This is a genomic window from Alkalihalobacillus sp. NPDC127517 (assembly GCF_050276055.1).
GTDB lineage: Bacteria > Bacillota > Bacilli > Bacillales > Bacillaceae_D > Alkalicoccobacillus.
Genome location: NZ_JBNNQX010000001.1, coordinates 89,517 through 113,576, shown reverse-complemented (window position 1 = coordinate 113,576; position 24,060 = coordinate 89,517). Strand labels below are relative to the sequence as shown.

The following is a 24,060-nucleotide window of genomic DNA, read 5'->3' as shown; positions in this document are numbered from 1 at the left end:
CACTTTATTTGACGGAATATTAGTACGATTCTGAAAGGATGGTAGGTATGACTAAATCTGAGCATGAAGTTGCATATGGGAAAGGGAGCGTTCTCGCTTATCGGACGTATCTTCCTCCTCTTGTGGGAATAAAAGAAATTCCAGAATCGTCTTTTAAAGGGCGATCCAATATTTTATTTGCAACAAATATTCAAGTGAAGGTGGCAGGCGAAGCTTTTCGTCCCTCCTTTTCGGAAGGAGATAATTCTTTAGTTGTGGCAACTGACTCTATGAAAAACTTCATTCAGCGTCATCTAGGAAGCTATAACGGATCGACAGTGGAAGGGTTTCTCGATTATGTCGCTAAAGCCTTTTTAGATAAATACAATCAAATTTCATCCGTAGAGCTTACTGGAGATCTTCTCACGTTTGAGAAGATGGATGTCACAAAAGGCGGGGAGCGCTTTACTAGTGAACTTGTTTTCAAACAATCAAACAATGAACAATCCCAAGCATCTCTGCTCATCGAGCGGAAGGACCAGTCGTACGAAATAACAAAGCAACAAAGTAGCTTAAAGAATCTTCAATTGATAAAGGTTCAAGGAAACTCGTTTTCTGGATTTGTAAGAGATGAATACACTACGTTACCCGAAGATTCCAATCGACCATTGTTTATTTATTTAGACATTCATTGGGCTTATGAACATGCGTATGATGCGCTTGGTCATCAACCAGGCACATATGTAGCAGCCGAGCAAATTCGTGATCTTGCGGCGTCTATTTTTGACCAAACGGATACAAAATCAATACAGCATTTAATCTATGAAATTGGATGTAGCATTCTATTAACGTTCCCACAGCTCATACATGTGTCATTTGAATCGCAGAATCATACGTGGGACCTTATTGTAGAAGACATACCAGGATCAGTTGGGAAAGTCTATACAGAGCCGAGACCACCTTATGGATTCCAGCTATTTACTGTAACTAAAGAAGATGTGAACCATAGACAAAAACAACAGTCTCAAGAAGGTGTAGGGTAAATGACTAAATTAACGACTCATGTTCTTGATTTAACAAGAGGCTGTCCAGCTGAAGGAATTCATATAGAGGTGTATGTTCTTGAATCAAAAACAAAGAAACGATTAATTTCAACCAAACGTTCAAATGCAGATGGTCGAATGGATTACCCACTCATTTCATCTGAGCTATTTCTTGAAGGTGAATACGAAATCCATTACGCCACTGGGGCTTATTTTAGGCAACACAGCTTAATTGATGAGAAGCCACATTTTCTGGAATGGGTGATTACTAGAGTCTTTTTAAGTACAGATAAAGATCACTATCACATTCCACTGCTCGTTTCACCATGGGGATATCAAGTGTATCGCGGAAGTTAAAAAGGTTCATAGGAGGGTTCGGTATGAATGATATACATGTCGTGTTGGATCACCTAGATCAAATAAAGTTGCCAGCGTTTCTTGCAACCATTGTTCATGTTGAGGGTTCTGCTTATAAAAAAGAATCGGCATGTATGTTAATCCAAAACGATGGAACGTCATCAGGCTTTATAAGTGCTGGCTGCCTAGAACAGGACCTGATTGAACGTGTGAAACGAGGAGAGGACTCACAAACAATTACTTACGATATGAGCGCCGAAGACGACATAGCATTTGGAATGGGAGCAGGGTGTAATGGGATCATCCATGTTCTACTTGAGAGAATAGAGTCTGGGTATCTCACGCATTTACAGCAAGTGAATAAGCTTGTTCGAAGTGGGAAGGAGGTTCTTATGATGAAAGACCTTTTTCAGAACAACTATCTATTTATTCCAGAAGGAGAAAAACCATTTGGAAGTGCAACACACTTCTCTTCACTTGAAGTAGAGCATGTGATAGATCAAGCATCTTTAGGAGGTGCAAATAAAAAAGTGTACACACAGGTAGGTAATCCCATCTTTCTTCAACGAATTAGTCCAAAGCCACGTTTAATCCTGTTTGGAGCTGGAGAAGACGCTCTCCCGCTTGTTAAGGTGGCCGCAGATGTTGGGTTTAACGTCGTTGTTTCGGATTGGCGACAGAGTTTTTGTGCGGTTGAACGATTTCCTGAGGCGACACATGTGTTACATGGGTTTCCCAAAGCAGCAGTCCAGGCGTTAGATCTTTCTTCAAAAGATTTTGTAATTCTTATGACTCATCACTTTGAGCATGACCGTACACTTCTTCAGTTGCTTAGAGGCAGAGGGCTTTCTTTCTTAGGGGTGCTTGGATCAGCTAAACGAACGGCGCGTTTGGTAGAACAAGAAGAAGTGCCAACGGATGTCCGCTCGCCTGTTGGGCTTTCAATTGGAGCACAAGGCGCTACTGAAATTGCTGTCAGTATTGTTGCAGAGCTCATTCAAATGATTCGTTCATCTACAACGTGTGTAAATAAAGTGCTTGTTCAATGAAAATTATTAGCATTATTCTTGCTGCAGGCCAAAGCAAACGTATGGGACAGGACAAATTACGTTTACCGATTCGCGGCGGGACCATCGCTGGAAACGTGTTGTCATCGGCACTTCAGTCGAACGTGAACCATACCATCGTTGTGACAAACCCAAACAACCCTTGTCAATGGGCTCCACAGAAGTATAGCCAATCAGATTGGTCGCATAAGTGGTCAATAATTGTTTGTCCCGAGGCTTGGAGGGGACAATCGTATTCGGTTAAAAGTGGAATCGAAGCCTGTAAACAACTTGCTGCCGATGCTGTCATTATTTTACTTGCCGATCAGCCTCAAATCACCAACAGCCATCTTAACCACATTATTAGTCGCTTTGAACAATCGGAGGATCGTTTATTTGTAGCTAGCCGTTTCAATGGAATTCCACAACCCCCCATTCTATTTTCAAAGCAGTTATTTTCGCTGTTTAATGATTTGGAAGGTGATCTGGGAGCTGGTCAATTGATCCGCAAACCTTCACTTAGTTCCAAAGGTACGTACATTAATAGTGCGAGCGTTAAAGATATTGATACCCCCTCAGATTATAGGGAGTTTATTGCAAAAAAAGGGAGCTGAGCTAATGGAGGAGACCATTCCTCAACCACCAAGTGTTTGGCTACCTCAAACGGTAGAGGAGGCTTGGCAATATAAAGAAGCATATGGGAAAGAGTCTGAGTTTGTTGCTGGTGGTACGCTTGTCCAGGTGATAAGAGAAAAGCTTGGTATTCTTGCCCCTCAACTTATTAGTTTGCATCTCATCTCAGCGTTACGAGGAATTGAAGAAACAGTTGAAGGCACACTCACCGTAGGAGCAAACGTTACGTTAAGTCAATGTACTCGCGACCCACTTTTTACAGGGATGGCACCACTCGTTGCAAAAGCCATCTCGAAAATTGGTGCACCGGCTGTCCGTAATCAAGGCACACTCGGGGGCAACGTTTCCTATAAGATTGGCGACACATTGCCTGCTTTGTTTGCCTTAGATGCAATGGTTACTACCTTTAAAGCTGACGGGTACTCAACCATTTCTTTGGATGAGCACTTAAACAATACAGAACCAGCCATTCTAGTTGCTATCCATATTCCCATTGTAAAACCTGAAAACACTCATTTATTTTATGAAAAAATCGGAAGAAGGGAGGCTTTTGTTCCATCCACTGTTACGGTCGCGATGTGTTTAAGTTGGGATGATGCAAAGAGCTTTCAATCTGCCCGGCTTGTTGTAGCAGGAGGAGATCATCCGCCTCGACTATTGCAAACGACTCAATCGATTATCGAAGCTTCAACGATTCCCACTTTAGATTTGGAACAATTAAAAAGGTGCTTGCATTCGGAAATTACGTATAGTGGGGATGCATTTACATCAGGTTCCTACCGTGAAACAGTCGCAACAAATCTCATGTACCATGAGTTAAAAGAGCTTGTTTAATGAACGTTAAGAAAAGGAGGGGCTTGAGACGAATGGAACAAACAGATACGAGAAATCGAATTCGTCCGGATGGTAAAGCAAAGGTGACGGGGCGCTTAACCTATCTGACTGATCTGAAGATGCCGGGAATGTTATATGGCAAGATCCTGCGAAGTGCTCATGCCCATGCCAAGATACACGCGGTTCATACCGAAAAAGCAAAACGCATTCCAGGTGTGCATGCCGTTTTGACATCTAAAGATGTGCCAGGACTAAATGGATTCGGGATCATTATGCCAGATCAGCCAGTCCTTTGTACGGACCATGCGAGATACGTTGGTGATGCCATCGCTTGTGTCGCAGCTGAAACAAAGGAAATAGCAGCTTATGCATGTACGTGCATAGAAGTGGACTATGAACCACTGCCGGTAATCGATACGTTAGATAAGGCTCTTGATCCAACGTATCCAGCTCTCCACCCAAACGGTAATATCCTTCATGAAGCCGGCCACTCGAGAGGAAATCTCGAAGAAGCTTTTTCTAATGCGGTTCATACAGTCGAACAAACCTATGAGCTTCCAAGACAGCTTCATGGATATATGGAGACAGAGGGAGGCGTCATTGTTCCAGAAGATAATGGTGAACTTACAGTCTATGTGGGAACACAGCACGGGTTTAAGGATCAGTTCCAGTTATCGCGTATCTTGAACATGCCTCAATCAACCATTCGAATTGTGTCCTCCCCAATGGGTGGATCATTTGGAGGCAAAGATGAACTCAATATCCAACCTTATGGTGCGATGCTCGCATTGGCAACCAAGCGACCTATTCATATTCATCAAACAAGACAGGAATCCATTCGTAGTAGCATTAAGCGCCACCCGATGACGATTACAATGAAAACCGGTGTTGATAAAGACGGAATGATACTCGCGCATGAAACGTTGATCAAGGCAGACACAGGCGCGTACTCAACGCTTGGTCCAGCTGTTCTCGATTTCTCAGTGGAACATGCGACAGGACCTTACGTCATCCCTGCTGTTAAAACAAAAGGATATTCCATTTTCACAAACAATGGTGTGGCCGGCGAATTCAGAGGATTTGGAGGAAATCAGGTTACATTTGCACTGGAAGGTCAAATGGATCGATTAGCTCAAAAGCTGCAGATGGAACCGTACGAGTTTAGAAAACAAAACCTTCGTAAAGCACACGATCTCGGTCCACTGGGACAACGAATAGCTGAAACAGATGGCGCGTCCCAGGTTCTAGAAGCCATTGCTCATTTACACAAGGAACAACAACAACCTACAAAATCTCCAACGTCGCACGTCATCCAAGGCTTCGGAACGGCTATTACGATGCATGGGGGAGGGTTAGGGTACGGAAGACTTGACCCTGCTGGAGGAAGAATCTCACTTAAACGGAATGGAAAGATTGAGCTTGCCTTTGGGTTTGAAGAAGCAGGGCAAGGAATTCTAGCAGTCATTGAAACATTGGCATTAGAAGAGATTGGGTGTGATGTAGTCGATTTGTCTATTGTCATCGGAGATACGTCACACGTTCCTACTTCGGGTTCCACAACAGCATCAAGAGGAACAAGCATGGTATGGCACGCACTGCAAAAGCTAAAGCAACCATTTAAAAAGAAGTTGATTTCATATGCTGCATTACAATCAGGAATAGACAAAACAATGCTGACAGTAGGGAAACAAGGGATTTGGGTTAATGAAGAGGACGAACCTCGCCTTCTTCTAACCTACTCCGAGCTCGCTTCTGAGTTAAACGAAGACATTGTTATGGATACACGCTTTGACTTTCCAACGACACCAGACCCCATTGATTCTGGACATTTTTTATATTCGTACAGTGGTGTGCTAGCAGGAGTAGAGATGAATGTCCTTACTGGAAAAGTAAAACTGATTCAGCTTGATCAAGCAGTGGCGGCGGGGCCGATTGTGAATCGTAATGGGTACATTGGCCAGATTGAAGGTGGTGGAAGTATGGCAGTGGGTTATACGCTAATGGAAGAAGCGCTGATGCAAGATGGTCAATATGAAACGACAAACCTTGATACGTATCTAATGCCTGGACTTTCTGATCTTCCTTTTAAAATGAAGACCATTCCAATTGAAGAGTTACCGGAGCATGATCTTTATGGTCCAAGAGGCGTAGGAGAAATTGGCACGGTTGGTGTTGCCCCAGCTATCGCAAGTGCCGTATATAACGCGATTGGAGTAAGAATTCATAAGTTGCCAATCTCTCCTGAATTCATTCTACACTCTCTAAACCAAAGGGAGGCGCAATTATGAGTCATTCAGGGAACAAACAAGCTTTAGGTGAGGTGACTATCCTCTTTCAGGTGAACGATGTATCGGTCCAAAAAGAAGTCCAGCCAACCAAGTTGTTAGTAGATGTCTTGCGAGAAGAATGTGGACTAACAGGCACAAAACGATCATGTGGTATTGGCCGATGTGGTGCCTGTACCGTGCACATTGATGGGGAACTCTCTGCTTCTTGTCTGACCATGGCTTATCAGGTAGAAGGAAGGTCAGTCAAAACAATTGAGAACCTGACATCGGGTGAAGAGCTTCATCCGGTCCAACAAGCCATGCTCCAGCATGGCGGGTTTCAATGTGGCTATTGCACTCCAGGTATGGTCATGGCTATCGATGCACTGCTTACCACTTATTCAAATCCTACAGAAGAACAGATTAATGACGCATTGTCGGGCAACCTATGTCGATGTACAGGTTATGGCGGAATTATCAGGTCGATTCAACATTTACTAGTGGGGTGCCATAAAGAATCAACTCCTAGAAATCAATCTATTAGATGAAGACTTTGAAACGGAAGACATATTCACTACAGAATTCCTTCCAGAATCTTGATTAAAAACAGAGGCCAGAGAATGGCCTTTTTTTCTACCTTTGCTTTAGTTACTTTATCTAAAAAATAAAGTGTTTTTTGGTGATTACACCAATGTACCTTTGGGTTGAAATCGGTATGATAAATCTAATAGAGCACGTTGAGTAAAGGAGGAAGAGAACGATCGCACAAATACAGCCGGTTCATCCAAAACAATCAGTTAGCGATTGGATTCAGTGGTTAGCAACCTTCGGAAAAACGGAAAACGGAGGAGTGACGAGGCTTCTTTATTCAGAGTCTTGGCGTGAAGCCCAGTTGGCGTTACAAGTACAAATGATTCAAAGGGGATTCACAGTGCGCTTTGATGAGGTGGGTAATCTGTTTGGACGGTACATCGGTACAGATGAACCAGACTCCATTATTCTAACAGGCTCCCACATTGATACGGTACGTGATGGAGGACAGTTTGACGGTGCATATGGTGTGTTAGCTAGTTTTTTGGCGGCGAGTGAGCTTTTTGCAGAACATGGTCCTCCTAAGCGAACGATTGACGTTGTTTCTTTAGCGGAGGAGGAAGGCAGTCGTTTCCCTTTTACATTCTGGGGATCCAAATGGGTTACTGGACAGAGTATTTTGAACACTGCTCATACATTTATTGATTCTGATGGGGTCTCGCTCCAGCAAGCGATGGTCAAGGCTGGGTTTGGGCATGGTGTATCGACACAAACCTCTGCTGAAACCATTCAGGCATTTATTGAGCTTCATATTGAGCAAGGAATCCTCCTTGAACAGAAGAAAAAGGATGTTGGGATTGTGAGCGACATTGTCGGACAACGACGATATATGATTCAGTTTAGTGGCGAGAGCAATCATGCAGGCACAACACCAATGTCAATGCGAAAAGACGCGATGCGACTAGCTGCTGAATTTATTACATATATCTCGAAAGAGGCCGAACAACTAGATCCATCACTCGTGGCGACGGTCGGTCGTTTAGTTGCATCACCCAATGTGCCAAATGTGATTGCGGGAGGGGTCGAGGCAAGCTTAGATGTACGACACGCACAAACAAGTGTTTTAGATCAATTTGAAGCAATCATTCATCAATTTAAAGAGGTAGCTAAGCAAAATGAAATGGAGATGAGCCAAGATTGTTGGTTACAGATCGAACCAGTCCATTTAAGCGATGTGTTTGTTGAACAAGCATTATCTCATGCAGACACGCTCGGCTTCTCCTCTCAAAAAATGGTGAGTGGGGCAGGGCACGATGCACAGGTTTTTGGATTAACCTGTCCAACCTTGCTTTTATTTGTACCAAGTCAAAAGGGAATTAGTCATTCTCCTGAAGAATGGACAGAACCAGAATCACTCGAAAAAGGACTTCAACTTTTAAAAGCACAGCTTTACACGCTTGCTTATGAATAGGAGGTATCATTTTATGTATCAAGATTTATCAACTCCTTTGCGCACAATTTTAACACCGGGGCCAGTCGAGGTTGATCCGAGAGTATTGCGTGTTATGTCGACACCCATCGTCGGTCAATTCGATCCAGCCTTTACAAAGGTTATGAATGAAGTGATGGATATGCTGCGTCAATTATTTCAGACAAAAAATCAATGGGCATTTCCAGTTGATGGCACGTCACGCTCTGGAATTGAGGCCATGCTTTGTAGTGTTATTCATCCTGGCGACGTTGTTCTTGTACCCGTTTATGGTCGCTTCGGAAATCTGTTAATTGAAATCTGTGAACGATATGGAGCAACTGTGGAGGTCATAGAAAAAGAGTGGGGTAGCGTATTTGAGCCAGCGGAAATTATTGAAGCGATGAACGAAGTCAATCCAGATATTGTTGCACTAGTGCATGCCGAAACATCAACTGGCCGTATGCAGCCATTAAAAGAAGTTGGGGAGGCATGCCGCAAGCAAGAGGTCTTATTCATTGTAGACGCCGTAGCTTCAATTGGTGGAGCAGATGTTCGAGTGGATGAATGGTGCATCGATGGATTAATCGCTGGTACTCAAAAATGCTTATCCGTGCCTTCTGGTCTCGCTCCACTAACGTACAATAAACGAATTGAAGAACGGATTGCTAAACGGAAGAAAGTAGAGAGGGGAATTGCAACAGAAGAGGAGCTTAAATTGACCAATCACCAATTTATTCGAAGTAATTACTTTGACTTATCCATGCTTCAAGATTATTGGGGACCTCGTCGTTTAAATCACCACACAGAAGCGACTTCCATGCTTTATGCGCTGCGTGAGGGATTACGTTTAGTATTAGAAGAAGGGTTAGAAGAGCGCTTTAAGCGTCATGCTTATCATGAAAAAGCATTAATGATCGGACTTGATGAGATGGGATTAGAGCGATTTGGAGATGACGCAGTTAAACTCCCAACCGTTACATGTATTAAGGTGCCTGAAGGTGTGAAAGCCGATGAGGTCAGAAGTACATTACTTGAGATGTTTGGTATTGAGATTGCTAGTTCATTTGGACCTCTTCACGGAAAGATTTGGCGAATTGGAACAATGGGGTATAGCTGTCGAAGAGAAAATATTCTCGCTGTTTTAGGTGCACTAGAGGGCGTACTAGTCTATTACGGTGTGCCAATAAAGAAAGGTAGGGCTCTTGAAGCGGCTATCCGCTATTATGCAGAGGAACAAAATTAAAGCCAGAATGGACCCGGTCCATTCTGGCTTTTTTGTTAGGATGTTTTTGATAGTACTGGTGCAGGATCCTTTGAAATAGGTGCAATAATCTCACGTTGCTTAGAGATTGTAAAGAGTACAACCCAAATCAAAATGAATCCAGTGAACTGAGCAGCAGTGACGCTTTCTTGGAAAACCAGCCAGTTCACAATCATACCAGTCATCGGGAAGCTTAGTTCAGCGAGTGTTGCTACACTTGCTTTAGTATTCGTTAATCCTTTGTAATATAGCAGCATACTGAACAAACCTGGTAACAACGCAGATACTAAGAGGTTTACACCAATTAACGTCATACTAACGGAATCACTAGGTAGTGTCCAAGCAGCATTTTGGATGAGCATGATGACTGTTATAAATGGAATAGCTAATACAAATCGTAAAGAAGTGACTGTTTCAAACTTCATTTGCTTTAGCAATAAACGACCCATTACGGTTGACCCACCCCATAGTGCTGCGGCACCTAATGAAAGAATACTTCCCATTTGAATGACTTCACCCATATGACCAAGAGGTAATGAGAAGCCAAACGTTAAAAAGTATGTTCCAATCAAGGCGACAATAACAAGAGGTGTAAAGTGACGTGGAAACATCTCTTTTAATAAAATTCGAGCGAGAACAATCGCAAACAATGGCTGCATTTTCTGAAGCAACAAGACAGCATTAATATTTCCGTATGTTAGCCCAGCCGTAAATAATAATGTAGCTAAGGCTGACCCTCCCCAAGAAATGAAAAGCAAAGCACCAATGTGACTTTTTTTCAGTCCTCTTAATTCCCGGCGATTAAACCAGAGAATAGGAATCGTAATAAAAGCAAGTAAGATGTGTTCAATAAAGACAATTTGTGCAGATGTTAATGTATCAAGAAGTAACACACGAAAGAGCGGGTTAACGCCCCAGAAGGCAGCACCTATGACGATGAGCCAAAACGTGTTTTTTGATTTCAGTCCTGTTTGTTCCATGATTCAAACCCCTTTTAGTAGTTTGAATATGGGATCGTTCGTAAGAAATAAAAAAGATGCATGGATTTCGCTTGTTCTGATTAACCCGATCAACTTAGTAGACAATCAGGGCTTGAAGTCAGAAAAAGCACAAATAAGCATGCATCTTCAAATAGGTACACTTAAAGAAAGTGAACTATTTATTATCTTCTCCCATCCGGACTTTAACCGTCGGCTCTGGAATTACACCAGATCAGTCCAAACTGCAAGCAGCTGGAGTCGCGGGCTTTGTTTAAAAAACATCACCGCCGGTCAGGAATTACACCTGCCCCGAAGATCCATATTCTTTTTTCATTTCGATAATTCATATCATAGCTCACCCATCTGAATTCGTCCAGTAAAAAGTTTTGCCATTTTTATTCTTTGAAGAAACGGGTATGGATGGTTTATAGAGTATGTGAGTGTCTTACATTGGCTACAATAATGGGGGTACGAACGTTCGCTTTTTTGTGTGTATTTCATCTAATTATGATATACTTAATCATGTGATCATATGTTCGATTAGGAGGCTGGCTTGTGGAACAGAAAGAATTTGAACTTGTTTCTGATTATGAACCTCAGGGTGATCAGCCAGAAGCAATTAAAACGATAGTTGAGAAGTTAAATAGTGGTGAAAAGTTTCAAACGTTACTTGGAGCAACGGGTACCGGTAAGACATTCACCATGTCAAATGTGATTAAGCAAGTCAATAAGCCGACGTTAATTATGGCTCATAATAAAACACTTGCTGGTCAGTTATATAGTGAGTTCAAAGAATTTTTTCCGAATAATGCGGTGGAGTATTTTGTTAGTTACTACGATTATTATCAGCCGGAAGCGTATGTGCCAAGTTCTGATACATTTATAGAAAAAGACGCAAGTATTAATGATGAAATTGATAAGCTTAGACACTCTGCTACAAGCTCATTGTTCGAACGAAACGATGTCATCATTGTTGCGAGTGTTTCGTGCATTTATGGTCTAGGTTCCCCGACGGAGTATAGAGACCTTGTTTTATCATTACGAGTAGGAATGGAGCTTGATCGCAACGAGCTATTACGCAAGCTGGTTGATATCCAATATGATCGAAATGATATTAACTTTACTCGTGGTACATTCCGCGTGCGTGGAGACGTAGTTGAAATTTTCCCGGCCTCTCGTGACGAGCAGTGTATTCGTGTAGAGCTTTTTGGAGACGAAATTGACCGGATTACCGAGGTAGATGCCCTTACAGGAGAAGTAAGAGGCGAGCGAAAGCATGTAGCGATCTTTCCTGCATCTCACTTCGTTACGCGTGAAGAAAAGCTAAAGCGTGCCATGGCAAATATTGAGGCAGAGCTTGAAGAACAGCTTAAGAAAATGCAAGAAGAAGGAAAATTGCTGGAAGCTCAGCGCTTGGAACAACGAACAAGGTATGACTTAGAAATGATGGCTGAAATGGGTTTTTGTTCAGGAATTGAAAACTATTCACGTCATCTGACATTAAGAGAATCTGGTGCAACTCCATACACATTGATGGATTTCCTTCCAGATGACTACCTATTAATTATGGATGAATCTCATGTAACGCTCCCGCAGGTTCGTGGAATGTTTAATGGAGATAAAGCACGTAAAGAAATCCTAGTAAATCACGGATTCCGTTTACCGTCTGCTTTAGATAACCGTCCATTACGGTTTGAGGAGTTTGAAGAAAAGGTTAATCAGGTTGTCTATGTATCAGCTACTCCAGGACCTTACGAGCTCGAAAAAACGCCAGATATGGTTCAGCAAATTATCAGGCCGACTGGATTGCTTGATCCAACGATTGATGTACGGCCAAGTGAAGGTCAGATTGATGACCTTGTTGGAGAGATTCATGACCGGATGGCTCGCAACGAGCGTGTGCTGGTGACAACCTTGACGAAAAAAATGTCTGAAGACTTAACGGATTATCTTAAGGAGCTTGGCATTAAAGTAAGATATCTTCACTCTGAAATAAAAACGCTTGAACGAATTGAAATCTTAAGGCAGCTGCGTTTAGGTACATTTGATGTGCTGGTTGGGATTAACTTACTCCGAGAAGGTCTAGATATTCCTGAAGTCTCACTTGTAACCATTCTCGATGCAGATAAGGAAGGCTTCTTACGAGCGGAACGATCGCTTATTCAAACGATCGGGCGTGCTGCACGTAATGCGAACGGGCACGTCATTATGTACGCGAACAAGATTACGAATTCAATGAGGGTCGCTCTTGACGAGACGGAGCGTAGACGAACGATTCAGAAGGCCTTTAATGAAGAACACGGAATCACTCCTCAAACGATTCAAAAGAAAGTGCCTCAGGTCATTCAGGCAACTTATGCTGCAGAGGATACAGAGGATTATGCTGCATCTGCTGCTCCAAAAACAAAACTAAGCAAACAAGATAAGGCGGCTATGATTGAGCGTCTTGAAGCCGAAATGAAGCAAGCCGCAAAAGACCTTAACTTCGAACGAGCGGCAGAATTACGAGATATCGTGATTCAAATGAAAGCGGAAGGGTGAGCACATGGCACAGGAAAATATCATTGTAAAAGGAGCTCGATCCAACAATTTAAAGGATATCGATGTGACGATCCCAAGGGATAAGCTTGTTGTTTTAACAGGTTTATCTGGTTCAGGAAAATCGTCACTCGCTTTTGATACGATTTATGCTGAGGGGCAGAGACGTTACGTTGAGTCTCTGTCTGCTTATGCCAGACAATTTTTAGGTCAAATGGATAAACCGGATGTTGATTCGATTGATGGGTTATCACCGGCCATTTCCATCGATCAAAAAACAACAAGCCGTAACCCTAGATCGACAGTTGGTACTGTAACGGAGATTTATGATTACCTACGATTATTATATGCGCGGATCGGGCGACCGTATTGTCCAGATCATGGTAATGAAATCTCCTCACAGACGATCCAAGAAATGGTGGACCGCCTGTTAGGGTTTCCTGAACGCACAAAAATGCAAATTCTAGCTCCGCTTGTATCTGGCCGAAAAGGGACGCATGTGAAAGTACTTGAGGACCTAAAGAAGCAAGGCTATGTGCGTGCACGAATTGATGGAGAAATGCATGAGGTTGCTGAAGAGATTGAACTGGAAAAGAATAAAAAACATACAATTGAAGTTGTAATTGACCGCGTTGTTATTAAAGAAGGAATTAACAGCCGCCTTGCTGACTCGTTGGAAACCGCGCTTCAGCTTGCAGATGGACGAGTACTTGTGGATGTGATTGACGGAGAAGAAATTTTATTTAGTCAGCATTATGCATGTCCAATCTGTGGCTTTTCAATCCCGGAGCTTGAACCTCGCTTATTTTCATTTAACAGTCCTTATGGTGCATGTGGAAGCTGTGATGGACTTGGTACAAAGCTTGAGGTAGATGTGGATTTAGTGATCCCTGATCCTTCTAGAACGTTAAAAGAGCACGCCATTTCCCCTTGGGAACCGATAAGTTCTCAATATTACCCTCAGTTGCTTGAAGCAGTGTGTGATCACTTCGGCATTGATATGGACACTCCTGTGGAAAAGTTACCATCTACACAAATGGATAAAATCCTTAAAGGGAGTGGTAAGGAAAAGATCTTTTTCCACTATGAAAATGAATTTGGCCGTGTACGCGAAGGAACCATTGAATTTGAAGGTGTACTAAAGAATATCTCACGTCGTTATCATGAGACAAGCTCTGATTACATTCGTGAGCAAATGGAAGGCTATATGCGTCAGAAGCCTTGTCCGACTTGTAAAGGTTATCGATTAAAGAAAGAAGCGTTAGCAGTAAAGGTAAATGAGAAGCATATTGGTGAAGTGACGAAAATGTCCATTAAGGAAGCTCAACACTTTATTACTCATTTAGACCTTACACCAAAGGAGAAATCAATCGGTGCGTTAATTTTAAAAGAAATCTATGATCGAGCGGAATTTCTCATTAACGTAGGACTTGATTATCTAACCTTTTCACGTGCCGCCGGAACACTTTCTGGCGGGGAAGCGCAGCGTATTCGTTTAGCTACGCAAATTGGGTCATCATTGATGGGGGTTCTGTATATTCTTGATGAGCCATCGATTGGTCTTCATCAACGAGATAATGATCGATTAATTCGAGCTCTTGAGCAGATGCGTGACTTAGGTAACACACTTATAGTAGTTGAGCATGATGAAGACACAATGATTGCTGCTGACTACATTATAGATGTTGGACCGGGTGCCGGGGTGCACGGTGGAACAATTACTGCTGCAGGTACACCTAATGAAATTATGGCGGATGAACAGTCATTAACCGGACAATATTTATCTGGGAAAAAGTTTATCCCTGTTCCTGAGAAGAGAAGAGAGCTAACAGGACGCAAGTTTACTGTGAAAAATGCAACGGAAAACAACTTAAAAAATGTAACAGTCAGTTTTCCGCTAGGTGTTTTTGCTGCAGTCACAGGTGTGTCCGGCTCCGGAAAAAGTACATTAGTTAATGAAATTGTGCATAAGTCACTTGCTCACTCTATCCACCGTGCGAAAGAAAAACCGGGTGCGCATAAAGAGATCACAGGAACAAATGAAATTGATAAAGTCATTGATATTGATCAATCTGCGATCGGCCGGACACCACGTTCCAATCCAGCTACGTATACGGGTGTGTTTGATGACATCCGAGATGTGTTTGCTATGACCAATGAAGCGAAAGTACGTGGATACAAAAAAGGTCGTTTTAGTTTTAACGTAAAAGGCGGACGTTGTGAAGCGTGTCGTGGAGACGGAATCATCCGGATTGAGATGCACTTCCTTCCTGACGTATATGTTCCATGTGAGGTTTGTGATGGGAAGCGATACAACCGGGAAACACTTGAAATTACGTATAAAGGAAAAACGATTGCAGATGTTTTAGAGATGACAGTTGAAGAAGGACTTGAATTTTTCACGAATATCCCTAAGATTAAGCGTAAGATTCAAACCTTGGTTGATGTAGGTCTTGGCTATATCCGACTTGGTCAGCCGGCCACAACGATTTCAGGTGGAGAAGCACAGCGTGTAAAATTAGCTTCTCAACTTCATAAAAGAGCGACGGGTCGTACACTTTATATTTTAGATGAACCGACTACTGGCTTGCATACAGAAGACATCGGCCATCTCTTGCATGTACTCCAGCGTTTGGTAGATAATGGAGATACGGTACTTGTCATCGAGCACAATCTTGATGTGATAAAAACCGTTGATCATATTATTGATCTTGGTCCAGAAGGTGGAGATAAAGGTGGAACGATTGTGGCAGAGGGAACCCCTGAAGAGGTTGCAGCTGTGTCGGCATCTTACACTGGTCAATACTTGGATCCGATCTTAAAACGAGATAAAGAGAGAATGCGTGTCAGACTTGAGCAAAAAGAATTACAACAACAATCTTAATTCCTTGAAACATTTCTGCCCGAAGCCACGTATAGACTAGTAAGAATAACTAAATGTACCTGGAGGAGTGAAAGCATGGAAGAGAAAAAAATGATCCTGAAGATGATCGAAGATGGCAAGGTAACAGCTGAAGAGGGAATAAAGTTACTACAAGCGATTGAAAAGGACGACTCAACATCAAACTCCACTCAACTTTCAACAGAAGTGAACTGGGAAAAAGGGAATGAATCACGAGAAAACAAGTCAAAGTCATCAGACGCAGGTTCATACGCGACTAAGTTCACAGACTTTGTTGAAACAGCTTTTAAGAAAATTAAAGAGACTGACTTTGATTTTAATTTTGGTTCTCATGTGGTAGTGGATCATACGTTTCATCATCGAGATGAAACACCAAGCGTAATTGATGTATCACTTGAAAATGGAGCCATTACCCTTGTTCCTTGGGATGAGTTAGATATTCGGGTGGAATGTCAGGCTCATGTGTACCGGGTAAAGGATTCGGAAGAAGCTAGACGCATTTTTCTACAAGAAACGGCTTTCTCAGTGCAAGATAAAAAATTGACGTTCCATTCTAAGGTGAAGTCACTTAAAGTGAAAACGACTATTTATGTACCGAGATCAAGCTACGATCGCGTGAAGCTATACAGTTTTAATGGAGAAATTACAGCTTCTGATCTAAAAGTGGATACACTTGAAGTAAATACTTTAAATGGAGCATTATCATTTGAAGATGTTGAAGCGAAAAAAGCTAACGTTGAAACAGTTAATGGCAGCATCCAATTAAAAGATTCAACGATTCACCTTGTGGATGCGAAAACGTTAAATGGAACGGTGTTTGTAGGCGGGAAAATCCAAGATGCTGATATCGAAGCGATTAATGGAACATTAACGTATGAGCTTGAATCGTTAGATGAGGCAGGATTTGCAGAGTTAAAAACAACAACTGGAACGATTCATATTAAGGTTCCATCAACCATTCGTCTTGAAGGCAAATTTAAAACGAATGTTGGCGGCGTTTCAAATGCAATGGCTGACTCGGAAGTGTTAGAGGAGAAGAAGGACTTTGCTAACCGCTCCTTGCACTTTGTAGGCAACCCAAGTGCTTCTCCACGTGTTAAGGTTAGTGCGGTATCAAATACTGGCTCCATTAAAGCGAACGATTTAGGCTGATGAGTATATGGGGTCTGCCGGGTTAACTGGCAGACCGCTTTTAAATAGGAGGGATGAAGAGTGAAAAAATTATATCGCTCACAAAACGACCGGAAGTTAGCTGGGGTTTGTGGAGGTCTTGCTGAACAATACAACTTTGATGTCTCACTTCTACGCATTATTTGGGCATTACTTGTAATTTTCACTTCAGGAACAGCACTTTTGATTTATATTATTATGGCTCTAGTCGTGCCAAATGAAGAGGAAATGTTCGATGATTAAATTTATTGTAAGCTTGATTTTAAATGCGTTTGTACTACTCTTAATTGATTTCTTGTTTGAGGGTGTAAGCCTTTCAGGATACGGAGCTGCCTTTGTAGCTAGTTTAGTTTTGGCTCTCTTAAATGTAACGGTTCGTCCGATTCTCATTTTGTTCACTTTACCAGCGACGATTCTGACATTAGGATTGTTCTTACTTGTTATTAACGGGATTACACTTTACTTGGCTTCGTGGTTTATGGGTGATTCCTTTGTGATTAATGGATTCGGATTAGCATTGCTTGCTTCTTTAATCTTAACCATCTTTCAAACCTTCCTTATTAACCCTATTAAATCTGCAAATTCATAGCGAATACGACGGGTCGCCCAATCATTTGGCTGATTCGTCGTTTTTCTTTTGATGGTTTCTTGAATGTTTCTACTCAAAACGTGCTAAAATGGGTGAGTATACGTGTTTAGAATGAAGCTTCTGAAGGGGTTGGACAGGAATGGCAAAAGTGACTGCGAATGATCTATTGGAAAAGTTTCAATTTGAGCTGGTAGCTGGTGAAGAGGGAATCTATCGCCCCATTACAACGAGTGATATCTCTCGTCCTGGTATTGAGATGGCCGGTTTTTTTACATATTATCCAGCACGAAGACTTCAATTAATTGGTCGAACCGAATTGTCCTTTTTCAAACAGTTAAGTGATCAAGAGAAAAAAGAGCGAATGTTAAAGCTTTGCACATATGATACACCAGGTGTCATTTTATCAAGAGGATTGGAAGCGCCTAAAGAATTAGTAGAGGCAGCTGAAGAAGTCGGGGTTCCGGTTTTACGTTCCACTCACACGACAACTCAGCTCAGTAGCCGAATTACCAACTTTCTTGAAGGGAGACTTGCTCCTTTAACGGCTATGCATGGTGTATTAGTAGATATTTATGGAATTGGTGTGTTAATCACCGGTAGCAGTGGGGTTGGTAAAAGCGAAACAGCTCTTGATTTGGTGCGAAGAGGACACCGGCTTGTGGCTGACGATTCTGTAGAAATTAGACAACAGAATGAGGACACGTTAATCGGACATCCACCTGAATTAATCCGTCATTTGCTAGAGATTCGTGGTCTAGGTATTATTAACGTTATGACACTATTTGGGGCAGGAGCGGTTCGTCCGTTTAAACGAATTAGCTTGTGTATTAACCTTGAAAACTGGGATCAAGGAAAAGCATATGACCGCTTGGGATTAGATGAGGAAATGCTGAAGATCTTTGATGCGGAAATTCCTAAACTTACCGTGCCTGTCCGTCCAGGACGAAACTTGGCCGTTATTATTGAAGTAGCTGCTATGAACTTTAGGTTGAAGCGATTAGGATTTAATGCGGCGCAGGAATTCTCAGAGCGGTTAACTGAAGTCATACAAGATGGAGACCGTGATGAATACTAATCAATCAAAGTGGTTAAATGAGGTGTAAAGATGGAAGAAAACATACAAGCATTAAATCGAGTATTCTTTGAACTAGGTCCTATCACTATTTATTGGTATGGCGTAATCATAGGGCTAGGTGTATTACTCGGTTACATACTGGCATCTAGAGAGAGTATCAGAAGGGGTCTACCTAAAGATATTTTTGCAGATCTCTTATTATTTGCTTTACCTATAGCGATTATCTCAGCGCGGATTTACTACGTTATTTTCCGTTGGGATCAATTTGCTGATGATCCAATCCGCGTTTTCTACATCTGGGAAGGTGGCATTGCGATTCACGGCGCATTAATCGGTTCAGTCATCACTGCAGTTGTGTTTGCACGTAAGCGAGGCATTTCCTTCTGGAAGCTTGCGGATGTGGCTGCACCAAGTATATTGCTCGGACAGGCCATCGGTCGTTGGGGTAATTTCATGAATCAAGAGGTGTACGGTGGGGAAGTCAGTAGAGCCTTCTTAGAAAATCTACAACTGCCAACGTTTATTATTGATCAAATGTACATTAATGGTACCTATTATCACCCGACTTTTTTATACGAATCCATTTTAAGCTTCATCGGAGTCGCTCTCTTATTATGGCTTCGCCGCGTAAACCTACGTTTAGGTGAGCTATTCTTAATCTATGTCATTTGGTACTCTATCGCCCGGTTCTTTATCGAAGGCATTCGCTTAGATTACCTGTTAATAGGAGATGTTCTAAGGGTTGCGCAATTGATTTCAGTTGTGCTCGTAGTGGGAGCCATTGTGCTCATTGTGTACCGACGCTTGGTTGTTCGTCCGCCCGGTTACCTTGACGAGGATAAGCCAGCGAAAAAGACGAAGAATAAAAAGAAATAGAAAGGAAGGTTTGATGAAGAAAACGACGTTGTTATTTGATTTAGACGGAACCCTTATTAATACAAATGAATTAATCATTGCTTCCTTTTTGCATACGCTGGAACAATATCGACCGAATGAGTATACGCGGGAAACGGTCCTCCCTTTTATCGGTCCAACCCTTCAAGATACGTTCAAATCCATTGATTCCGAGCGATGGGAAGAGATGGTTGAAACGTATCGAGCTCACAATCATAAGCATCATGATGAGCTTGTCGAAGAGTATCCGGGAGTGTATGAAGGACTTCAAAAGCTACATGAATTAGGCTTTAAGATGGCGATTGTTACAACGAAGAAAAACCAAACGGCTCATATGGGACTAAAGCTTAAAGGGCTTGATGCCTTTTTTGATGTTGTGATTGGGCTAGATAATGTGACAAAGGCCAAACCAGATCCAGAACCTTTAATGAAGGCTTTAAAGGCACTTGGGTCCACACCTGAAGAAGCGATTATGGTGGGGGACAACTCTCACGACATACTTGGTGGCCAAAATGCAGGCGTGACAACGGCTGCGGTAGGCTGGGCCATTAAAGGAGAAGAATATCTTAAATCCTTTAATCCCGATTACATCCTACACACCATGGATGACTTGCTTGACATTGTTGGAGTGACTCAGTCGTGAGCCGAAAAACGGAACGTTATCCAGTTCCGTCGGCCAACTCCTTATGGCATATTTACAAAACGGTCCCTTTTTTAAAGGTCATGAAGAATTTTATTGTGATTCAACTCGCGCGATACACGCCTTGGCTAGGAATGAAAAATTGGCTTTACCGCCATGGCTTACGGATGAATGTTGGTGAGGAGACGGCTGTTGCTTTAATGGTTATGATGGACGTGATGTTTCCTGAGAAAATCTCCATCGGGCGGAATTCAGTGATTGGCTACAACACAACATTACTTGCTCATGAATATTTGATTAAGGAATATCGTCTAGGTGAGGTCAAGATTGGTGATGAAGTGATGATTGGAGCAAACAGTACCATTCTACCTGGAGTAACAATTGGTAATGGAGCAATTGTTTCAGCCTGTACACTTGTTCATCGAGATGTTGAACCGTATACCTTTGTAGGTGGAAACCCGATGCAAGTCATTAGGAAACTCCCTCATCCTGAGAATAAACGGGTACAACATTAAAATGGAATAAATAGGCAAATGATCCTTAATTGGATCATTTGCTTTTTTTATGGAACGATCAGAGGTATTCACATGCAGGATCAAGAACTAGTGATGAATAGGGTTTGGTTCAAGGGGGGATGAAATCTATGCTCACGATGAAGGATGTAATGGAATTAGACATCTTAAAAACGGCAGCCATAAAAACAGCGCATCCACGTCTTCACGAGCGTGTGGTTGAATGGGTATCCATTACGGAGGCACCTGTTGAAAATTTTGTGCGGAAAAATGAAATGGTCTTAACAACGGGAATTGGATACGCGCAGGAACCGGAGCGATTTTATGAGTTTGTACAAGATGTGATTCAATCAGGCGCGTCGGGACTCGGTGTCGCTACAGGTAGATATATTCTAGATATTGATCAGCTCTGTATGGAACTGGCTGAAGAGCATGATTTCCCGATTATCTGTCTGCCTTGGGAAGTACGCTTCGCTGACGTAACGCAGTCAATTACAACAAAGATTTTGGATATCAAACAAGGATATATGGACGAATTACAGATAATCGGACAAGAGCTATTATCCATCGTTTTAGGTGGTGGCTCGCTTTTGCAGCTTACACACTATATAAGTAGTGAGCTGCACTTATCCACTTATATTACAGATGATAAAGGGGAGTTAATGGGACCCGTTTCATTAGAAAATGAAGAACAGTCAAGCTGGGTTACTTTGATGAGAGACCAAGCAGACTCGCTTGCGCAGCCAATTCCCGGAAGTCAGTCTCATCCGCTTTTAACAAAAGTTGAAACCGGATCAACGTCTTACGGAACTTTTTTACGCTTACCCATCTTACAAGGAAAACAAGTTGTTCAAGGCTATGTGTATATGATATTGGATCACCATCCACCGTCTGTCCCTGATACCTTTTTTATTGTGTTAGAGCACATAGGCACGGCCGCAGCCTTTTGGTTTTTACGCGAGAATGCGGTGTTGGAAGCTCAGGCAAAAGTGAAAAATCATTTTGTTTGGGAACTTGCAAAAGATCTTTTTCGTTCAGTGGAAGAAATGCAATCTCGAGCAAAAGCGCTAGGGTATCATCTTGATTTACCGTATGTAGCGATTGTTGGATACCCTGACGTTACTCATTCCTTTTTCGGAGATACCGCTCATGATGCCTGGTCTGTTAGTCTGGAGCACTATGTTGAAAAAGAAGTGAATCATGTAGCAAGGTCCATCCATCATCAGGCTATGTCTACCTCCCAAAACAATCAGTTGATTATCTTTTTAGAAGTAACAGAGGACGCTGAACGTGAGACAGTCCACAGTTTTTTAGATTTAATGAATCGGCGATTAATGAATCTCTTTCCAAGCATGAACATGGATTGGGGAATTGGGGATGGTGGTAGCTCCTTATCCTCATTTTCACAAAGCTATGAACAGGCGTTTCAAGCTTTACAGATTGGCAAACGAAGAAATGATCGATCCCGTCGGGTCTTCTATTCTGATACTCGAGTAGACCGGGTATTACAAGCGATGGGAGATGACCCTGAGCTATATGATGTTGTGCTTGAGGTTATTACACCCTTATACCAGTATGATCTAAAGCGCAGTATGGATCTAATAGGAACATTTACAACCTATCACCGCAATCAAAGTAAAATCAGTCAGACGGCTCGAGTTCTGCATCTTCACAGACAATCATTATTGTATCGGTTACGAAAAATTGAAACGCTAACCCATCTGTCACTAGCTAATCCTGATGATGTTTTTTTATTAGAGCTTAGTATTCGAATATGGCAGATGCAAAAGAAGGATTGAGTCCGGTGATAGATTTTCTTTCATAAAGACGTATATAAGCTGTTCTTTTAGTCCCTTTGACTACAAGTTGGTTTAGAACTTCTTACACTTTGTCGATTGTTCATAACTCTTCTCCTCGCATATACTTTGAGTATTCAGATGATTAAAACAACTATTTGAATTGCTTGTAATGCCAAAGGAGGAATGGTGATGCTTTCATTCACAATGGAAGAATATCAGGATCGATTAAGGAAAACAAAGCAAAGGATGGAGGCATCAGGAATTGAAGTTCTCCTATTAAGTGATCCTGCCAATATGAATTATCTAACAGGATATGATGGCTGGTCCTTTTACGTACATCAGCTGGTTGTGGTGATTATAGATGAAGCACAGCCTCTTTGGATTGGTCGTTCACAGGATGCAAATGGCGCAAAGCAAACCGCTTGGTTACATCATGACCACATTATTTCGTATCCGGAAGAATATGTTCAGTCTTTAAGTAAGCACCCAATGGACTTTGTTGCACAATTTTTAACGGAGATCGGTCAAGGAAACCGGGTAGTGGGAGTAGAGATGGATCAGTACTACTTCACAGCCTCCTGTTATCAGCATTTAAAGCAGCATCTACCTCTTGGACAATTAAAGGATGCCACCAACTTAGTGAATTGGGTACGACTCATAAAGTCTGATCAGGAAATTGAATATATGAGGCGTGCGGCACGAATCGTTGAGCGCTCCATGCAGGCAGGAATGGACGCCATTCAAGTAGGAGTGCGAGAATGTGATGTTGCAGCAACCATCTATCATACTCAGATATCAGGGACAGAGGAGTACGGGGGAGATTATCCTGCCATCGTTCCACTGCTTCCATCAGGTATCAAAACGTCTTCACCACATTTAACGTGGACAGACGGGACATATAAGCAAGGAGAAACGGTCATTTTAGAAATAGCAGGATGTTATAAGCGGTACCATTGTCCGCTTGCTCGCACGCTTGTAGTCGGTCAACCGGATCCACACATTTCTGAGCTTTCAAAGATTGTGATTGAAGGTTTAAATGAAACATTAGAAGCAACAAAACCAGGTATGACCTGTGGAGAAGTAGAATCGGTTTGGCGAAAAAGCATTGCTCGGCATGGGCTGGATAAAGAATCAAGACTTGGCTACGCAATGGGTCTAAATTACCCTCCTGATTGGGGCGAGCATACAGCAAGCCTAAGAAAGGGAGATGCGACGGTACTCCAAGAAAACATGACCTTTCATGTAATCCCGGGTATGTGGTTTGATCATTTTGGAGTTGAGATTAGTGAATCCATTCGCTTAACGCAAAATGGATGCGAAACCTTTGCCAAGTTTCCGCAAGAACTTGTTTGTAAGCAACCGGATATTCACACGGCATCGTAAAAAATAGGGCAGGGACATAACTTAAAATGAAATAGCCAAAGGAGAATGGCTAAATAAGCGAGAGATTCTCCTGTAACGGATGGATGACTACGTTCGTGTTTTCATAAGCAATTAATTGTTATGTCCCAGCGTTCTTTCAAATGGAATGATAAAGAA

At 42.2% G+C, this 24,060-nt stretch carries 21 protein-coding genes and 1 riboswitch; of the genes, 20 read left to right on the top strand and 1 reads right to left on the bottom strand.

Annotated elements, in window-relative coordinates; all coding sequences use genetic code 11:
* The first annotated feature begins 47 nt into the window (after positions 1–47).
* The 9 genes from pucL (at position 48) to ACQKKO_RS00490 (ending at position 9,404) form a co-directional block, all read left to right on the top strand.
* A complete protein-coding gene (gene pucL, locus ACQKKO_RS00530; protein WP_498643256.1) occupies positions 48–1,022 on the top strand; it encodes a factor-independent urate hydroxylase in 975 nt (324 codons plus the stop codon).
* Complete coding sequence (gene uraH, locus ACQKKO_RS00525) at positions 1,023–1,379, top strand: hydroxyisourate hydrolase (protein WP_498643254.1); 357 nt, start codon at positions 1,023–1,025, stop codon at positions 1,377–1,379.
* A gap of 23 nt (positions 1,380–1,402) precedes the next feature.
* Complete coding sequence (locus tag ACQKKO_RS00520; RefSeq protein WP_498643252.1) at positions 1,403–2,428, top strand: XdhC family protein; 1,026 nt, start codon at positions 1,403–1,405, stop codon at positions 2,426–2,428.
* A complete protein-coding gene (locus ACQKKO_RS00515; protein ID WP_498643250.1) occupies positions 2,425–3,039 on the top strand; it encodes a nucleotidyltransferase family protein in 615 nt (204 codons plus the stop codon). Before ACQKKO_RS00520 ends, ACQKKO_RS00515 begins: the two co-directional genes overlap by 4 nt.
* A gap of 4 nt (positions 3,040–3,043) precedes the next feature.
* A complete protein-coding gene (locus tag ACQKKO_RS00510; RefSeq protein WP_498643249.1) occupies positions 3,044–3,892 on the top strand; it encodes an FAD binding domain-containing protein in 849 nt (282 codons plus the stop codon).
* Positions 3,893–3,924: 32 nt separating this feature from the next.
* Positions 3,925–6,180 carry a xanthine dehydrogenase subunit D gene (gene pucD, locus ACQKKO_RS00505; protein WP_498643247.1) on the top strand — a complete coding sequence of 752 codons (2,256 nt, stop codon included), beginning with the start codon at positions 3,925–3,927 and terminating at the stop codon, positions 6,178–6,180.
* Positions 6,177–6,707 carry a (2Fe-2S)-binding protein gene (locus ACQKKO_RS00500; protein ID WP_498643245.1) on the top strand — a complete coding sequence of 177 codons (531 nt, stop codon included), beginning with the start codon at positions 6,177–6,179 and terminating at the stop codon, positions 6,705–6,707. The genes pucD and ACQKKO_RS00500 overlap by 4 nt, the downstream gene beginning before the upstream one ends.
* A gap of 212 nt (positions 6,708–6,919) precedes the next feature.
* Positions 6,920–8,161, top strand: coding sequence for a Zn-dependent hydrolase (locus tag ACQKKO_RS00495; RefSeq protein ID WP_498643773.1), 1,242 nt, complete (start codon positions 6,920–6,922; stop codon positions 8,159–8,161).
* A 13-nt stretch (positions 8,162–8,174) separates the two neighbouring features.
* The gene (locus tag ACQKKO_RS00490; protein WP_498643243.1) at positions 8,175–9,404 is read left to right on the top strand and encodes a pyridoxal-phosphate-dependent aminotransferase family protein; all 1,230 of its coding nucleotides are present in this window, start codon (positions 8,175–8,177) and stop codon (positions 9,402–9,404) included.
* A gap of 35 nt (positions 9,405–9,439) precedes the next feature.
* Here ACQKKO_RS00490 and ACQKKO_RS00485 read toward each other — a convergent pair whose 3' ends face one another.
* Positions 9,440–10,402, bottom strand: coding sequence for a DMT family transporter (locus tag ACQKKO_RS00485; RefSeq protein WP_498643241.1), 963 nt, complete (start codon positions 10,400–10,402; stop codon positions 9,440–9,442).
* 180 nt (positions 10,403–10,582) lie between these two features.
* Positions 10,583–10,723, bottom strand: a riboswitch (FMN riboswitch).
* 234 nt (positions 10,724–10,957) lie between these two features.
* On the opposite strand from ACQKKO_RS00485, the gene uvrB reads away from it, so the two are divergent.
* The 11 genes from uvrB (at position 10,958) to ACQKKO_RS00430 (ending at position 23,904) form a co-directional block, all read left to right on the top strand.
* Positions 10,958–12,943: an excinuclease ABC subunit UvrB gene (gene uvrB / locus ACQKKO_RS00480; protein ID WP_498643239.1), complete on the top strand. Its 1,986-nt coding sequence runs from the start codon at positions 10,958–10,960 to the stop codon at positions 12,941–12,943.
* 4 nt (positions 12,944–12,947) lie between these two features.
* Complete coding sequence (gene uvrA, locus ACQKKO_RS00475; protein WP_498643237.1) at positions 12,948–15,824, top strand: excinuclease ABC subunit UvrA; 2,877 nt, start codon at positions 12,948–12,950, stop codon at positions 15,822–15,824.
* 75 nt (positions 15,825–15,899) lie between these two features.
* Positions 15,900–16,994, top strand: a complete 1,095-nt coding sequence (locus ACQKKO_RS00470) for a DUF4097 family beta strand repeat-containing protein (protein ID WP_498643235.1) — start codon at positions 15,900–15,902, stop codon at positions 16,992–16,994.
* 60 nt (positions 16,995–17,054) lie between these two features.
* On the top strand, positions 17,055–17,255 hold the full coding sequence (locus tag ACQKKO_RS00465) for a PspC domain-containing protein (RefSeq protein WP_498643233.1): 201 nt from the start codon (positions 17,055–17,057) through the stop codon (positions 17,253–17,255).
* A complete protein-coding gene (locus tag ACQKKO_RS00460; RefSeq protein ID WP_498643231.1) occupies positions 17,248–17,601 on the top strand; it encodes a phage holin family protein in 354 nt (117 codons plus the stop codon). The genes ACQKKO_RS00465 and ACQKKO_RS00460 overlap by 8 nt, the downstream gene beginning before the upstream one ends.
* 139 nt (positions 17,602–17,740) lie before the next feature.
* Positions 17,741–18,676, top strand: a complete 936-nt coding sequence (hprK, locus tag ACQKKO_RS00455; protein ID WP_498643229.1) for an HPr(Ser) kinase/phosphatase — start codon at positions 17,741–17,743, stop codon at positions 18,674–18,676.
* Between the two features lie 30 nt (positions 18,677–18,706).
* Positions 18,707–19,552, top strand: a complete 846-nt coding sequence (gene lgt / locus ACQKKO_RS00450) for a prolipoprotein diacylglyceryl transferase (protein ID WP_498643227.1) — start codon at positions 18,707–18,709, stop codon at positions 19,550–19,552.
* A 13-nt stretch (positions 19,553–19,565) separates the two neighbouring features.
* On the top strand, positions 19,566–20,213 hold the full coding sequence (gene ppaX / locus ACQKKO_RS00445) for a pyrophosphatase PpaX (RefSeq protein ID WP_498643225.1): 648 nt from the start codon (positions 19,566–19,568) through the stop codon (positions 20,211–20,213).
* Positions 20,210–20,725 carry an acyltransferase gene (locus tag ACQKKO_RS00440; protein WP_498643223.1) on the top strand — a complete coding sequence of 172 codons (516 nt, stop codon included), beginning with the start codon at positions 20,210–20,212 and terminating at the stop codon, positions 20,723–20,725. Before ppaX ends, ACQKKO_RS00440 begins: the two co-directional genes overlap by 4 nt.
* A gap of 128 nt (positions 20,726–20,853) precedes the next feature.
* A complete protein-coding gene (locus ACQKKO_RS00435) occupies positions 20,854–22,521 on the top strand; it encodes a PucR family transcriptional regulator (protein ID WP_498643221.1) in 1,668 nt (555 codons plus the stop codon).
* Positions 22,522–22,710: 189 nt separating this feature from the next.
* The gene (locus ACQKKO_RS00430; RefSeq protein WP_498643219.1) at positions 22,711–23,904 is read left to right on the top strand and encodes a M24 family metallopeptidase; all 1,194 of its coding nucleotides are present in this window, start codon (positions 22,711–22,713) and stop codon (positions 23,902–23,904) included.
* Positions 23,905–24,060: the final 156 nt, after the last annotated feature.

What these genes read in the sequence shown, in the direction of transcription:
- pucL (WP_498643256.1), top strand. Translation starts at nt 48, where the DNA reads ATGACTAAATCTGAGCATGAAGTTGCATATGGGAAAGGGAGCGTTCTC.
- uraH (WP_498643254.1), top strand. Translation starts at nt 1,023, where the DNA reads ATGACTAAATTAACGACTCATGTTCTTGATTTAACAAGAGGCTGTCCA.
- ACQKKO_RS00520 (WP_498643252.1), top strand. Translation starts at nt 1,403, where the DNA reads ATGAATGATATACATGTCGTGTTGGATCACCTAGATCAAATAAAGTTG.
- ACQKKO_RS00515 (WP_498643250.1), top strand. Translation starts at nt 2,425, where the DNA reads ATGAAAATTATTAGCATTATTCTTGCTGCAGGCCAAAGCAAACGTATG.
- ACQKKO_RS00510 (WP_498643249.1), top strand. Translation starts at nt 3,044, where the DNA reads ATGGAGGAGACCATTCCTCAACCACCAAGTGTTTGGCTACCTCAAACG.
- pucD (WP_498643247.1), top strand. Translation starts at nt 3,925, where the DNA reads ATGGAACAAACAGATACGAGAAATCGAATTCGTCCGGATGGTAAAGCA.
- ACQKKO_RS00500 (WP_498643245.1), top strand. Translation starts at nt 6,177, where the DNA reads ATGAGTCATTCAGGGAACAAACAAGCTTTAGGTGAGGTGACTATCCTC.
- ACQKKO_RS00490 (WP_498643243.1), top strand. Translation starts at nt 8,175, where the DNA reads ATGTATCAAGATTTATCAACTCCTTTGCGCACAATTTTAACACCGGGG.
- ACQKKO_RS00485 (WP_498643241.1), bottom strand. Translation starts at nt 10,402, where the DNA reads ATGGAACAAACAGGACTGAAATCAAAAAACACGTTTTGGCTCATCGTC.
- uvrA (WP_498643237.1), top strand. Translation starts at nt 12,948, where the DNA reads ATGGCACAGGAAAATATCATTGTAAAAGGAGCTCGATCCAACAATTTA.
- ACQKKO_RS00470 (WP_498643235.1), top strand. Translation starts at nt 15,900, where the DNA reads ATGGAAGAGAAAAAAATGATCCTGAAGATGATCGAAGATGGCAAGGTA.
- ACQKKO_RS00460 (WP_498643231.1), top strand. Translation starts at nt 17,248, where the DNA reads ATGATTAAATTTATTGTAAGCTTGATTTTAAATGCGTTTGTACTACTC.
- hprK (WP_498643229.1), top strand. Translation starts at nt 17,741, where the DNA reads ATGGCAAAAGTGACTGCGAATGATCTATTGGAAAAGTTTCAATTTGAG.
- lgt (WP_498643227.1), top strand. Translation starts at nt 18,707, where the DNA reads ATGGAAGAAAACATACAAGCATTAAATCGAGTATTCTTTGAACTAGGT.
- ppaX (WP_498643225.1), top strand. Translation starts at nt 19,566, where the DNA reads ATGAAGAAAACGACGTTGTTATTTGATTTAGACGGAACCCTTATTAAT.
- ACQKKO_RS00435 (WP_498643221.1), top strand. Translation starts at nt 20,854, where the DNA reads ATGCTCACGATGAAGGATGTAATGGAATTAGACATCTTAAAAACGGCA.
- ACQKKO_RS00430 (WP_498643219.1), top strand. Translation starts at nt 22,711, where the DNA reads ATGCTTTCATTCACAATGGAAGAATATCAGGATCGATTAAGGAAAACA.